10 protein-coding genes are annotated in these 14,913 nt (G+C 52.5%); 8 read left to right on the forward strand and 2 right to left on the reverse strand.

What is annotated here, in order from left to right:
• Positions 1 to 4: 4 nt before the first annotated feature.
• From thiP to KU854_RS13250, 4 genes are all read left to right on the forward strand, one after another.
• On the forward strand, positions 5 to 1,606 hold the full coding sequence (gene thiP / locus KU854_RS13235) for a thiamine/thiamine pyrophosphate ABC transporter permease (protein ID WP_218358983.1): 1,602 nt from the start codon (positions 5 to 7) through the stop codon (positions 1,604 to 1,606).
• The gene (gene thiQ / locus KU854_RS13240; RefSeq protein WP_218358984.1) at positions 1,590 to 2,279 is read left to right on the forward strand and encodes a thiamine ABC transporter ATP-binding protein; all 690 of its coding nucleotides are present in this window, start codon (positions 1,590 to 1,592) and stop codon (positions 2,277 to 2,279) included. The genes thiP and thiQ overlap by 17 nt, the downstream gene beginning before the upstream one ends.
• Positions 2,280 to 2,372: 93 nt before the next feature.
• Entirely contained in the window at positions 2,373 to 3,374 is a 1,002-nt protein-coding gene (locus tag KU854_RS13245; RefSeq protein WP_218358985.1) for a GGDEF domain-containing protein, read from the forward strand.
• A gap of 177 nt (positions 3,375 to 3,551) precedes the next feature.
• Positions 3,552 to 4,991: a GGDEF domain-containing protein gene (locus tag KU854_RS13250; RefSeq protein WP_218358986.1), complete on the forward strand. Its 1,440-nt coding sequence runs from the start codon at positions 3,552 to 3,554 to the stop codon at positions 4,989 to 4,991.
• Between the two features lie 72 nt (positions 4,992 to 5,063).
• On the opposite strand, the gene KU854_RS13255 is transcribed toward KU854_RS13250, so the two are convergent.
• Positions 5,064 to 6,437, reverse strand: a complete 1,374-nt coding sequence (locus KU854_RS13255) for a PhoH family protein (RefSeq protein ID WP_218358987.1) — start codon at positions 6,435 to 6,437, stop codon at positions 5,064 to 5,066.
• A gap of 344 nt (positions 6,438 to 6,781) precedes the next feature.
• Here KU854_RS13255 and rapA point away from each other — a divergent pair, with 344 nt between their 5' ends.
• The 3 genes from rapA to KU854_RS13270 all read left to right on the forward strand — a co-directional run bounded on the left by rapA (position 6,782) and on the right by KU854_RS13270 (position 11,546).
• A complete protein-coding gene (rapA, locus tag KU854_RS13260) occupies positions 6,782 to 9,700 on the forward strand; it encodes an RNA polymerase-associated protein RapA (protein ID WP_218358988.1) in 2,919 nt (972 codons plus the stop codon).
• Positions 9,701 to 9,827: 127 nt separating this feature from the next.
• Complete coding sequence (gene rluA, locus KU854_RS13265) at positions 9,828 to 10,550, forward strand: bifunctional tRNA pseudouridine(32) synthase/23S rRNA pseudouridine(746) synthase RluA (RefSeq protein WP_218358989.1); 723 nt, start codon at positions 9,828 to 9,830, stop codon at positions 10,548 to 10,550.
• 42 nt (positions 10,551 to 10,592) lie between these two features.
• Positions 10,593 to 11,546, forward strand: a complete 954-nt coding sequence (locus KU854_RS13270; RefSeq protein ID WP_218358990.1) for a D-2-hydroxyacid dehydrogenase — start codon at positions 10,593 to 10,595, stop codon at positions 11,544 to 11,546.
• Positions 11,547 to 11,573: 27 nt separating this feature from the next.
• Here KU854_RS13270 and djlA read toward each other — a convergent pair whose 3' ends face one another.
• Positions 11,574 to 12,401: a co-chaperone DjlA gene (gene djlA / locus KU854_RS13275; protein WP_218358991.1), complete on the reverse strand. Its 828-nt coding sequence runs from the start codon at positions 12,399 to 12,401 to the stop codon at positions 11,574 to 11,576.
• Between the two features lie 161 nt (positions 12,402 to 12,562).
• Here djlA and lptD point away from each other — a divergent pair, with 161 nt between their 5' ends.
• Complete coding sequence (gene lptD / locus KU854_RS13280) at positions 12,563 to 14,911, forward strand: LPS assembly protein LptD (RefSeq protein ID WP_218358992.1); 2,349 nt, start codon at positions 12,563 to 12,565, stop codon at positions 14,909 to 14,911.
• Positions 14,912 to 14,913 lie beyond the last annotated feature (2 nt).

Here is a 14,913-nt window from a genome sequence, read left to right on the forward strand (position 1 = left end):
TCCTGTGCTGAACCCTTCCCGTACCTGGCCGGGCGTTCTGTCGGCCTCGGTCATAGCGGTGCTGATTGGCGCCGCTTTGTTTTCCCTGCTTACACAAGCACCGACGCTTAATGTCAGCGCGCTTTGGCATGACGCCTATTTGCGCCACGTCACCCTGTTCAGCCTGAAACAGGCAGTGCTTTCAACGTTGCTGTCTGTTGGGCTTGCCATACCTGTCGCCCTGGCGCTGTCTCGCCGCCAGTTTGTTGGACGCAGCCTGCTACTCAAACTGTTTTCCATGACACTGGTGCTTCCTGTGCTGGTCGGGGTGTTCGGTATTCTGGCTGTGTTTGGCAAAAATGGCCTGCTGGCAGACGGACTGCCGTTGCTGGGTATGGCGTGGGATATCAGCATTTATGGTCTGACCGGCATTTTGCTGGCGCATGCTTTTTTCAACCTGCCCTATTCCGCGCAGCTTCTGGTACAGGCGCTGGAACAAATCCCCGGCGATCAAAAACGCCTTGCATTGCAACTGGGTATCGGCGGGTGGCACCGGTTCCGCCTGCTGGAATGGCCTTACCTGCGCCAACAATTGCCACACACCATCGGGCTGGTGTTTATGCTCTGCTTTACCAGTTTCGCCACTGTGATGGCACTGGGTGGTGGCCCCGGCGCAACCACCATTGAACTGGCTATCTATCAGGCTATCCGGTTTGATTTTGATTTGCAGACCGGCGCATTGCTCGCGCTGTGGCAACTTTTGCTTTGTGGCTTGCTTCATCTAACCCTGCAACGTCTGGCACGTCCTGTTGAACAACAGGGGCGTGACAGCCAACTCGCATTGCCTGCGCAGCTCGACAGCCGCACAGAAAAAATATGGGACACGATCTGGATTGCCCTCGCTGCGCTCTTTGTCCTACCACCGCTTGTTATGGTCGCCGTCAGCGGGCTGAACCCCAAAGCCCTGGAGCTTCTCTCCCAACGCGCGCTGCTCGAAGCCACCTTCAATTCCTTGACCCTGGCCAGTGGCGCCGCGGTTTGTGCATTTGTGCTCGGCAGTGCCATTGTGCTGACCAGCCGCTTCTGGCGGCTGCATGGTCTACATAAACGGGCAGACGGGATTGAAATGACCGCCTCGCTGATCCTTGTTGTGCCGAGCGTGGTTCTGGGTACCGGTCTGTTCCTGATGCTGCGTGACCATATCGATGTGTTCAGTTCACCATTCTGGCTGGTTCTTGCGGTCAACACACTTATGGCGCTGCCTTATGTGGTGAAAACCCTCAGCCAACCGGCCTTCCAGCTTTCACAGCAATACCAGAACCTGTGCAACAGCCTTGGCATCAAAGGGCTCAACCGCCTGCATCTGATTGACTGGCGCGCATTGCGCCGTCCAATTGCGAGGGCGGTGGCGGTCAGTTTTGTTTTATCCACCGGCGATCTGGGCGCAATTGCCCTGGTCGGCAGCCAGGATTTCCAGACCCTGCCACTGTATCTTTTCCACCTGATGGGCAGTTACCAGATGGACGCAGCCGCGGCTGCGGCATTGCTGCTCTTCGTCCTAAGCCTTGGCAGCTACGCCTTGATTGAAACTTTGATCGCAGGAAAAAACCATGCTGAACGTGCGTGACCTTACATACCACTATCAGGCGGAAACGCTCAGTTTTACATTTTCAGCTGAAGCCGGAAGTGTCACAGCCATTCTGGGGCCAAGTGGCGCAGGTAAAAGCACTCTGCTCTCTCTGCTTTGCGGCTTACTGCCACCCGCAGGCGGCGCGGTGAGTTTTAATGGCGACGACTTCACCCTTCGTCCAGCTCATGAACGTCCACTCTCCATTCTGTTTCAGGAGCACAACCTGTTCAGTCACCTCAGTGCGTTTGACAATATCGCCCTGGGAATTCGCCCAAACCTGTCACTGGATGCGGAAGATAAAAGCAGAGTAAAAGAGGCGGCAGAAAAGGTAGGGCTGGACACTTACCTTGAGCGTCTGCCAGGCCAACTGTCCGGCGGCCAGAAACAGCGGGTCGCACTGGCGCGTTGCCTTGTTCGCAACCGACCATTACTGCTGCTGGACGAACCCTTTTCTGCGCTCGACCCTTCGCTGCGACGGGAAATGCTTGCCCAGGTAAAACAGTTGGCGACCCAGTTTGGCACCACCATTTTGATGGTGACCCATCACCCGGAAGATGCCGTCGCGATTGCCGATCAGGTGCTGCTGATCGACGAAGGGAAAGTGAAATATCACCTTAATATTGACCAACTTAGCGCAAATAATGAATCGCTAAAGGACTATATTTCATAGGGTTAATAACCACCAACAGGTTAAATATTGCGCATCAAATAACCGCATCTATACTTATTTTTAAGACACTTGACACAAAAGAGAGATGCGATTGTGACTGTTACCAGTATCGATGTACTGGACTCAGTGGTAGATATTACAGCCCAAACAGAGTCCGATACCATTTCCGAAAGCCTTATTACAACCGTGCTTCAATTGACGCCGGCAAATCAAGTTTTGGTGTTGGACTACAACGCAGAGTCAAGCCCTGAGTTTATGGTGGTCGCTTGCTCTGACATTTTCCTCTACGAAGAAGAAAAAGATGCCATTGAGCGTGTACTGCGTACCTGCATCGTTACCGGTGAAAACGTGGTGGAATACAGTAAGGAGGATAACCAGTCCTTGCTTGCAGTACCTATCCGCTACGGCGAGAAAGATGAAATCCATGCGGTGGTTTTCTGTAAAGCCGACGAACTCAAGGGTGACGAGGTTCAGTTAATCGAAGGCTTGGCGAAAATTTACGAGAACTATCAGAAAATCATCTCGGCCAGTGAGCGCGACGGTTTGACTGGCCTTTACAACCGCAAAGTGCTCACCAGCAAAATCGACATGTTGCTCGACCGCTTCCTTATCCAGGGTGCCAGCATTACGGATGACCCGACCCATCACCATTGGGTCTGCATCTTCGACATCGACCATTTCAAGAAAATCAACGATGCGCTGGGGCATGTGTTCGGTGATGAAGTCATCCTGCTGGTGACAGCCATCATGAGGCAGACATTCAGCGACGAAGATATCCTGTTCCGTTACGGCGGCGATGAGTTTGTGGTCATCATGCATCCCCAATCCCGTGAGGACATGGAAGCGACTGTTAACACTTTCATTCAGCGGGTCAACGACCGTGACTACGGCCAGGCCAAAGATGTGACCATTTCAATGGGCGCGGCATCCATCAACGATCAGGAACTCAATGCTATCACCGTACTGGGTTTTGCCGATCAGGCTCTGTACAAAGCCAAAGAAAATGGTCGAAACCAGGTGGCGTTTTACGAAGACCTCATTGCCAGCGGTGAACTGGCCTCACTCGTTCCGGAAGACGACGTCGAGCTGTTCTGAGCGCGATACAGTAAAGAAAGCCGTCAACTTGGCGGCTTTTCTTTTTGCGATCTTCTTTCCACTTTCACCTAAATCAAAGCATTGACATAAAACTCAATTATTCATTCCCTCCGCGCAAAGGGTTGCGTATAATCCACGTCAGAAAATCTAGACAGGTTGTTTTGACAGAGTTTGACTATGCCCGGTATTCGCCAGCTCGCAGCTATCTCGCTGACGTCGCTGCTTTTTCTGTTTTCTCCCTTCTCTTTTGCTGAATCAAAAAAGCTCGTTATTACCGGTTCTTCCACCTGGAAACCCTTCTCATTTATCAACAGTCTCGGTCAACCCGACGGCATCATGGTGGATTTCTGGCAACTCTATGCGGAAAAAAACGACCTCGACGTCGAATTCCACCTCAAGCCCTGGAGCCAGTCGCTCAAATACGCACGCACTAACCCGGGAGTGATCCATGGTGGCCTTGGCTACACCGGCGAGCGCGCAAAATCGATGGCGTTTTCCCGTGAACTGCCGCTTCGGCGCTACGATGTATTCCTTTTTGTGCAAAAAGACCTGCCTTTCGGCGATATCTCTGCACTGAGTACCGCCACCGTGGGTTCGGTGAAAGAGAGCACCAAACACGCCTTTTTGCTGTCCCGTATTCCGGAAGAAAATATCCGCCTTTTCCCGACATTTGGCTCACTGAATGACGCAGCCTATGAAGGGGAAGTGGATGTCTTCATTGATGATTTGAGCACAGCGCTGTACGACATGCGTGTAACGGGCAACAACGGCCTGTTTACCCCAAGGCAAAAGCTGTATTCTTTCCCGCTGCATTTTTCCGTCAGTAAGTCTTCAATCAACGACATTGCGAAAATCGAGCAGGGACTGGATAACATCACACCTGCAGAGATCAACGCGATTTATAACAAGTGGTTGCCGCAAAACCGCCTGCACTCCTCCTTACCTTGGCTGGATAAAACCGCGCAGTACATTATCCTTGTTATCTCAATGCTGTTGCTGACCGGTGGGCTGTTTCTCTACCACCGCCTGCTCAAACACCGCACTGAGGAGCTGAAATCTGCGGTTCGTGCCCTGCGAGACTCAAACGAAAAACTGGAATGTGTCACACAGCTTGACCCGTTGACCGGTGCCAAAACCCGTCCCCAGTTTTTCGCCGCCCTGAGTGATCGCCGCTTCTCCCCTGCACCGTATGTGGTTGCAATGCTGGACATTGACCACCTCAAAGAGATCAACCACAACTTCGGTGAAGATGTCGGGGACATGGCACTCAAACACCTGGCAACGCAATTGAAACTCCAACTTTCAAGCCAGACGTTGTTTGCCCGGGTTGGCGGTGATGAGTTTGCCATTTTGTTTGAGCTGAGCGACAGCAGCCAGGCACAGCGTAAGTTGGGACAGCTGCAAAAAGCGCTGCAACTGAGCGCACTTTATATTGACCAGCGACTGGTACCGGTCACTTTTACCTCAGGCATTGCCAGCTACCCGTATGATGCTGAAAGCGGTGAGGAGTTGCTTCGCATTGCCAACGACCGCCTGCGCCAGCAAAGAACGACGCAGGGCAGTATCATGGATGACGACTATGCCCCAGACCCGCTGAAGTCGCGCCGCTGGGCGTAAGGTTTAACGGATAACGAACAAAACAAAGGCTGCCTTTCTGGCAGCCTTTTTTCTATTCGGGATAAGTAAAAGTCAGAGGTTTTCTTCAGCAAACTCTGCCAGGCGGCTGCGCACCACGCCATTGAGGTAGACGCACGCACTGCCTTCAAAGTTTTTGAAGCGTTCGACGATATAAGTCAGCCCTGATGTCACAGGGGTCAAATAAGGACTGTCAATCTGTGCCAGGTTACCGGAACAAACAATCTTGGTGCCTTCCCCGCAGCGGGTGATGATGGTTTTCAGCTGCGAAGCGGTGAGATTCTGGCACTCATCAAGAATGACAAACGCATCTTGTATGGAGCGTCCACGCATAAAGTTAATCGATTTAAATTGGATGTTGGCTTTATCCATGATGTAACGCATGGACCCGTCGGCACACTCGTCGTTCTTGTGTAACGCTTCCAGTGTGTCAGTGACCGCCCCCAGCCAGGGCAGCATTTTTTCTTCTTCCGAGCCGGGTAGGAATCCGATGGATTCGGCAATTTCCGGCGTATTCCGGGTCACGATGATTTTGTCATACATGCCCTTCTCCACCACCTGCTCAAGCGCAGCGGCCATCGCAAGAATGGTTTTACCACACCCCGCCGGGCCGGTCAGGATTACCAAGTCCACATTGGGGTCGAGCAGCGCATCAAGCGCCATGCCCTGATAGATGTTTTTGGGCCTGATACCCCACGCTTCACGGTGCATCAGACGTTCCCGGCTGATGTCCTTGATAGTGATAGTGCTTTCCGTCAGTCCCACCACTCGGCCGGCGAAATCCTCGCTGCCATCAAGCAGGTACTGGTTCATATACGTGTTATCCACCAGTTCACGGGGCAGGGTATGGCGCGTGGTACGGCCATTGTTTTCGGTTTCAACCTGTCTCACCTTGTCCCAGAAACTGTCGCCAAACACCTGAAAACCCTTGGTTAACAGGCTGACATCGTCTATCAACTGGTCAGTACGGTAGTCTTCAACGTAGCGAACCCCCGCCCCTTTGGCGCGCAGTCGCATGTTGATGTCTTTGGTGACCAGCACCACCTTACGGGGTGAGCGCTTGGCCTGAAGGTAAAGCACGGCGTTGAGAATCCGGTTATCGCCGGCTTTGTCGGAAAATGCCTGGACGGTCTCCTTGATTTCATAGTCAGCAAGGATAGAGACAGTGCCGGAACCACCTTCTTTACCCACCACGATGCCTTCTGCAATCTGATCAGGCGTAGCGTCTTTAAAGATATCCTCCAGCGCGCGGATCGCTACACGGGCATCGCGGGCAACATCGCGTTTACTGTCTTTGATTCGGTCGAGTTCTTCGAGGACGGTCATAGGGATGACGACGTCATGTTCTTGAAAGGAATAGATGGCGAAAGGTTCGTGAAGCAGGATGTTGGTATCCAGCACAAAGAATTTCCGATCGGCATCGCCCATAGGCACCTCCTTGGTTGCATAGGCTGGCGGGCAAACCCACATATCCCCTGATGACTGCCGCCGTGAACGCAATGGCACATTCATCGGGGTATATTCTTAATCGTAAGACAAAATTAATTCTTTACCCGTCGATAACGCCACATTTTCATTATTTTGTTACCTATTTGTTACCTGACCCAAATTTCCCACTTTGACCGTGACCCTTCTCACAACTTCAAGTAACATTGCCCCCCTTTTTATCCGTGCCCATCATGGCCTACACTGTAGGTCGCTAGTCGGCACGCGAAGCGCCACACGGCTTAATATTCCAATTTGTGTCAGCATTAATCAGAGGTTTTTCCCCTATGTCTTACGCCCTCGGACAACGTTGGATCAGCGATACTGAAAGTGATCTGGGTCTGGGCACGGTTGTCGCTCTGGACGCCCGCACCGTCACCCTGATGTTCCCTGCCAGCGAAGAAAACCGACTCTACGCCCGCAACGACGCACCCATCACCCGCGTAATGTTTAACCTTGGTGACAGCGTGGAAAGCCATGAAGGCTGGTCCCTGATCGTCGAAAACGTAGAAGAAGCACAGGGCGTGCTGACTTATGTAGGCACCCGCAGCGATACCGGTGAAGAAAACGTGCGCCTGCGCGAAGTGCTACTGAGCCACCAAATCCGCTTTAACCGTCCACAGGACAAACTGTTTGCCGGTCAAATCGACCGCATGGACCGTTTTGCCCTGCGTTACCGCGCGCTGAAAAACCAGTACGAACAACATAAAAGCCCGATGCGCGGCCTGTGTGGTATGCGTGCCGGTCTGATCCCGCACCAGCTGTTCATTGCCCATGAAGTAGGCCGCCGTCACGCACCGCGTGTACTGCTGGCTGACGAAGTAGGCCTGGGTAAAACCATCGAAGCGGGCATGATCATTCATCAGCAGGTGCTGTCTGGCCGCGCATCACGTGTGCTGGTTGTCGTGCCTGAAACCCTGCAGCACCAATGGCTGGTGGAAATGCTTCGTCGCTTCAATCTGCACTTCTCCATTTTCGACGAAGAGCGTTGCGTGGAAGCCTTTGCTGACGCGGACAACCCATTTGATACCGCTCAGCTGGTACTGTGTTCCCTGGATTTCCTACGTAAAAGCCGTAAGCGTGCCGAACAGGCCGCGGAAGGCGAATGGGATCTGCTGGTTGTCGACGAAGCGCACCATTTGGAGTGGAGTGAAGAGCGTGCCAGCCGCGAATACGAAGTGATTGAAGGCATTGCCGAAAACACCCCTGGCGTGCTGCTGCTGACCGCAACCCCTGAGCAACTTGGCCACGAAAGCCACTTCGCCCGTCTGCGTCTGCTCGACCCGGACCGCTTCTACGACTATCAGGCGTTTGTAGAAGAAGAGAAGCAATACGCACCGGTTGCCGATGCGGTAAGCCAACTGCTGTCAGAAGACAAGCTCAGCAATGAAGCGAAAAACAGCATCACTGAACTGCTTTCCGAGCAGGATGTAGAGCCACTGCTGCGTATTATCGAAGCCGGCGACGTGGACAGCGATCAACGCCGTGAAGCGCGTAATGAACTGATTGATAACCTGATGGACCGTCACGGTACTGGCCGTGTGCTGTTCCGTAACACCCGTGCAGCTATCCAAGGCTTCCCTGAGCGTCATCTGAACCTGTACCCATTGGCACTGCCAAGCCAGTACCAGACAGCGATGCGCGTTGCCAGCATCATGGGCGGCGGTAACCGCAGCCTGGAGCAAAAAGCGGTGCAGTGGCTGTACCCAGAAGATATCTACCAACAGTTTGAAGGCGAAAACGCCAGCTGGTGGGGCTTTGACCCACGTATCGACTGGCTGCTGGATTTGCTCAAATCCAACCGTCAGGAAAAAGTGCTGGTGATTTGTTCCCGTGCACAAACTGCACTTGCGTTGGAGCAGGCGCTGCGTGAGCGTGAAGGTATCCGCGGCACCGTATTCCATGAAGGCATGTCCATTCTGGAGCGCGATAAAGCAGCCGCTTACTTTGCCCAGGAAGAAGCGGGCGCACAGGTGCTGATCTGTTCTGAAATCGGCTCCGAAGGCCGCAACTTCCAGTTCGCCAACCAACTGGTGATGTTTGACCTGCCAATGAACCCGGATCTGCTGGAGCAGCGTATCGGCCGTCTGGACCGTATCGGCCAGAAACGCGATATCGAAATCCATGTTCCTTACATGGAAGGCACCTCTCAGGCGCTGCTGGCACGCTGGTACAACGAAGGCCTGAATGCGTTTGAAGAAACCTGCCCGACTGGCCGTGCGGTATTTGAGCACGTTCAGGAAGATCTTCTGCAACTGCTGGCGTCCGGTACCATCGATGCGTCGCTGGAAACCCTGATTGAAACCTCGGCTGAAATGCACCACCGCCTGAAAGCGGCACTGGAAAAAGGCCGTGACCGCCTGCTGGAAATGCATTCCAACGGCGGCGAAAAAGCCAAAGCCCTGGCAGAAACCATCAGCTCACTGGACGGTGACACCAACCTGGTAACGTTCGCACTGGGCCTGTTCGACACTGTGGGCCTGAACCAGGATGACCGTGGTGAGAATGCGATTGTGGTGACCCCGTCTGAGCACATGCTGGTCTCAAGCTACCCGGGTTTGCCAAGTGAAGGCTGCACCATCACCTTTGACCGTGATACCGCACTGTCGCGCGAAGACATGCGCTTTATCAGCTGGGAACACCCGATGATCCAAGGTGGTATCGATCTGCTGCTGTCAGAAGATGTGGGTACCACTGCAGTATCCTTGCTGAAAAACAAAGCGCTACCGGTCGGCACCCTGTTCCTTGAGTTGCTTTACGTTGCCGATGCTCAGGCACCGAAAAGCTCGGGTATTCACCAGTTCCTGCCAGCAACACCAATCCGCGTATTGCTGGATGCCAAAGGCAACGACCTGGCAGCTCAGGTAGAGTTCGAAGGCTTCCACCGTCAGCTCAGCCCGGTGAACCGTCACCTGGCGAGCAAGCTGGTATCGTCGGTACAAACCCAAATTCATGGCCTGATTGAAATGGGTGACCCACTGGCAGAGAAACAACTGGCCGTAGTCAGAGAAGCAGCCGAAGCAGAAATGAGCGCCAAACTGCGCTCAGAGCTCGATCGCCTTCAGGCATTGAAAGCGGTCAACCCGAACATCCGTGACGATGAACTGGAAGCCATGGAAACCCAGATGGGCGAGCTTCGTGGTTACATCAACCAAGCTCAGGTACGCCTGGATGCGCTGCGTGTGATTGTGGTCAGCCACCAGTAATTCTCTCTGAACCTTATCAAAGGCACTGCTTCGGCGGTGCCTTTTTGTTACCGGACTTCTATTTGGTATGTGTTCTGATACACTGCCGCCCGTCTAAACTTCGAGCAGTTCCTTTCGAGCAAAAGCCATGAGCGATTTTATCTATAACCCGCCAACGGAACCCTGGCTGGATGTTATCTATCAGGATGACGACATCATTGCCATCAACAAACCGAGTGGCCTGCTGACCAACCCGGGGCGTGACCCTGCGCATTACGACAGTGCCTGGTCCCGCATCAAGGCGGAATATCCTGACGCTGAGCTGGTGCACCGACTCGATATGTCGACATCCGGCCTGATTGTGTTTGCCAAACACAAAGAGGCAGAACGTCACCTCAAAGCCCAATTCCGTGAACGCGTCACTCACAAGCTGTATTACGCCCGCGTATGGGGCAGCGTGGAGCAGGATGAGGGGCGCATTGACCTGCCTTTGATTTGTGACTGGCCGAACCGTCCGAAACAGATGGTGTGCTTTGAAAACGGCAAGCCTTCCGTCACTGACTATGAAGTCATCAAACGCGAGAAAAAGACCACTCTGGTTCGCCTTTTACCAATCACAGGCCGCTCCCACCAGCTGCGCGTTCATATGCTGGCACTGGAGCACCCGATTGTCGGTGATGAGTTTTACGCCCATCCACAGGCGCTAAAATACTCGCCACGCCTACAGCTACATGCCGGTGAGTTATGCTTCCTGCACCCGGCAACCAACACACCTATGCACCTTGCTGCACCTTGCGACTTTTATTCCGGTGCGCCCGGCGATACGCTGGTACGACGAGGCATAAAAGCAGACCCGGCGCTGTTGAAATAAGCCTTTGTTCAGGTTTACAGTGGCGGAAAAAGGAAGTCCGCCATGGAAAAGATTGTATTTCTGGATAGCGCCACTATCCCTTCTCATATCCAAATCCCAGCGCCGTCTTTTCCACACAGCTGGGAAAGCTATCCAGAAACAGTGCCTGAAGCTGTGCTCGACAGACTGAAAGACGCCACCATTGTCATCTCCAACAAAGTAGCATTAAGCGGCGAACTTCTGGCCCAGTTGCCGAAGCTGAAACTGGTTGCGATAGCGGCAACAGGCTACAACAATGTCGATCTCAACTGGTGCCGCGAAAATCATCTCCCCGTATGTAACATCCGTGGCTATGCCACCCGCTCCGTGCCTGAACATGTGATGGCACTAGCTTTCGCCCTTCGTCGTAACCTGACCGCGTACCACCGCGACATTGAACTGGGGGTATGGGAAGAGAAAAATCAGTTTTGCTTCTTCACCCATCCGATTGGCGACATCGCCGGAGCTACGCTGGGGATTATTGGTTCAGGAAGTTTGGGAGAGTCGGTGGCGACACTGGCACAGGCTGTCGGCATGAACGTTATCCGCGCTGAACGCAAAGGGGCTGCAACCTTGCGTGAAGGTTATCTGCCGTTTGAGGAGGTACTGGCGCAGGCTGATATCCTGACACTTCATTGTCCGCTGAATGAAGACACACACCATCTGATTGGTAAAGAGGAACTGGCAGCGATGAAAGCCACTGCCATTCTGATCAATACCGGACGCGGCGGTCTGGTGGATGAACAGGCGCTGGTGGAAGCGCTACAACGGGGAGACATTGGCGGAGCGGGCGTGGATGTATTTACCCAAGAGCCCTCCACCGTCACCAATCCATTGCTGGCTCACGCAGGCATGCCGAACTTAATCCTGACCCCACACGTTGCCTGGGGCAGTGATTCCAGCCTGCAAACACTAGCCAATCAACTCACCGACAACCTCAACGCCTTTATTGCCGGTAACCCACAAAACCTCGTCTGAGACTTTTGGTTATGGGATGGAAAAGGGCTACTTGAAGCCCTTTTCTTTTTTGATCAAATCGTAGGCAGCCTGGATGTCCTGCGCTTTTTGCTTGGCGATTTCCATCATCTCCGGCGGCAAGCCTTTTGCGGCCAGTTTGTCCGGGTGGTGTTCATTCATCGCCTTACGATAAGCACGCTTCACCGTTTGGGCATTGGCATTCTCATCAACACCCAGAATTTCAAAAGCCCCTTTAAGCCTTGAGGCAGCAAATTCCGGCTGCCATTCCTGACCACCACTGTGCGCGCCGCCTTGCTGACGGTAGAAACGGAATGCCGCTTCCTGCATGGCCAGACGCTGCTCAAGTTGCTGATGGGAGAAACCTAAAATACCGGCAATGGTATGCAGAACCTGGCGCTCAGCTGGGTGCATTTCACCGTCAGCGTAAGCTGCCTGAATTTGCACTTCGAGGAAAAACTGCAGCAGGTCAAAGCGTCCGCCGCTGTTTTTACGCACCGACTGCAAGGTTTCTTCCAGAGGAAACGAGGCTTCTTTGCCTTCCCGGAACGCTTCCTGCGCTTGGCGTCTGGCTTCGCCCTGCAGCCCCATACGGTTCATCAGCTCCGTTGCCAGCCGGATTTCGTTCTGCGTGACCTGCCCTTTCGCTTTGGCAACGTGTCCCATCACTGCAAATGTGGCGTGAAAGTAAGCTTTTTGCCTTTCCTGCTGGTTCTGACCACGGAAACCGCCACCAAATGAAGCGTTTTGACGAGCTTTATCGAACTTATGGCCTAAATATAAACCTAATGCTAAACCGAACCATTTCCCGAGCAGGAAGCCGAAAAATGCCCCCAACACCTTTCCCCAAATCGACATGCGACATTCTCTATTTGACTAATTTATCCCGATTCCACCAGCAAGCAGGTGCTGAGAGGGATGATTTGCATTATCATAACCCCCATTTTTCAGCAAAAATTTGCCAGGACGCAGCGCAAGAGTATACCAGTGCTGTATGCCAACAACAGGATTGAGTTTTAATGTCACTGACTGCCCGTAGTTTTTTATCCACGATGATTTGGCTCGCGCTTTATGGTCAAGCCATGGCGGAAGAGAGCAAAGTCACTCAGGACAGCGCAGAGCCGTTGACCATTCCAACACAGACCTGTCTAGCACCGGAATACCGTTGCCTTCAGCGCAACAGTGGTGACAATGATCTGAATGCGCCGATCACGATCACGTCAGATCGTGCCGAGGCGATCGCCAACGAAAAGGCGATATATCAGGGTGATGTGGTTGTAAAACAAGGCAACCGTACCCTCAAAGCCAATACAGCAACCCTGCGCCAGCCGGAAAACATCGTCACTGCAAAAGGTGATGTTTATTACCACGATGGTGAAATTGCGGTCACAGGGAAAACGCTGGAAACAAATCTCGACAACGAAGACACCACGCTTCAGGATGCACACTACAAGATGATGTGTGTGCCGGGACGAGGTGAGGCTAAGCGCGTATTCAAAAACGGCACAACGTTTTATGAAATGGACGATGGCACCTATACCACCTGTCCAGATAATGATGATTCCTGGCGTTTCAGTGCCGGTAAAATAGAAAAGCAAGACGACGACATTTTCGCGGACTTGTATCACGCGCGCTTTGAAGTGTTGGACACCCCAATTCTTTATCTGCCCTACCTGCGTGTACCGGTCGAAGATGGCCGTTTGACCGGTTTTCTCTACCCGTCAATCACCTGGAATGACACCGATGGGGTGGAGCTGAAAACTCCTTTCTACTGGAATATCCACCCACAGGCCGACATGTTAATCACTCCGACGTACATGTCTAACCGCGGGTTGTTTATGTCGTTCGAACCGCGTTACCTGACCCAATTTGGTCGCGGTGGCATGGTTCTCGAATATATGGGCAATGACAGTCTTTACCCTGAATATGACAAAAGCTGGGGATTTAATTGGCGTCATACTGGGATCAAGGATCATTGGCTATATGACATAAACTACAGCAAAGTCAGCGACTACAGCTATTTCAACCGCTATACCGATTCGCGGGTGGGTAGTAGAGAAGAAAATACTCTGCTGCAGACCGGACAGGTTTCGTATCGTGATACCAATTGGGATTCCACGCTGACAGTTCGTAGCTTCCAACCATTGAGCCCAAACACCTCTGTGTATAAATTGCTACCTCAATTGGCAGCAACTTATTATCAGCCCAACATTGGTTATGGTTTTGATTTTCATATGCCTGCGCAGCTGAGTAAGTTTGATACTGACGACACAACCAAGCCTAATGCTGTGCGTTTCAATATCGAGCCAACGATTGTCCTGCCCTATAACCTGCCTTGGCTCAGTGCATCGGCGGAAGGTAAGGTATTTTATACCTATTATGACCAGTCCAACATTGAAGGCATAACCAATACCGACGGGAAGAAACTAGAAAAAACGGTATCACGCGCCGTACCTATGGCGCGACTGCATGCCATGGTGACCCTGGAGAGAAATAGCACTTTCTTCGAGACGCCTTACACCCAGACGCTGGAGCCCCAAGTTCAGTACCTTTACATCAAGGATGTCGACCAGTCAGGTATTTATAACCCTGTCGATTATGCCGGTGGTGGCTACGATACAGCTCGCCTACAAACGGATTACTATGGCCTTTTCCGAGCCAATCAGTTCAGCAGTGTCGATTACATCAACCCGGCCAACCAGTTTACGGTGGGCGCAGCAACGCGCTTTTTTGATGATGGCTATAAGGAACGCCTTAATCTGGCCTTTGGCCAGATTTACTATCTAAACCGTTTCGACAGAGAGCAGGACACTGCACTCAACTACTCTGCCTGGGCGATTGAAAGTGAGCTAAATGTAGGCGATAAAGTGTTTGTTCGGGGCTCACTGGAATACGATAGCAATTTAAGCAATCTGCAATTTGGCAATGCCACTGCAGAATATCGCGATGGAGGCTTTTTTGCCCAAACCAGTTACCGCTATGTCTCTAAAAATTATATATCCAGTGCTGTTGGGTTTAGCAACTTAGACCTTATCACAGAGGACGGCATATCCCAGCTCGGCTTTGTTACAGGCTTTCCCTTGACTGAGCGCATGAGTTTTAGTGGCCAGTATTTCCACGATCTGACCCAGGATCTGATGCTGGAAAACCAAGTGGGCATTACTTATCGCTCCGCCTGCTGGGTGATCGGTCTTAGTTACAACGAATACCTGCTGGCGCGCGGTAACATCAACGATGAAGCCAAGTATGACAACAATATCAGCCTCTCCTTCAGCTTACTCGGATTGGGTGCCAATGCAGGATTTGGCTACAGTACCGCGAGTGGCAATGCGCTGGGTTACCGCAACCCATTTGGTCTGAAGAACTAAAT

The organism is Enterovibrio paralichthyis (assembly GCF_019209835.1).
In the GTDB taxonomy this organism is placed as follows: Bacteria; Pseudomonadota; Gammaproteobacteria; order Enterobacterales; family Vibrionaceae; genus Enterovibrio; species Enterovibrio paralichthyis.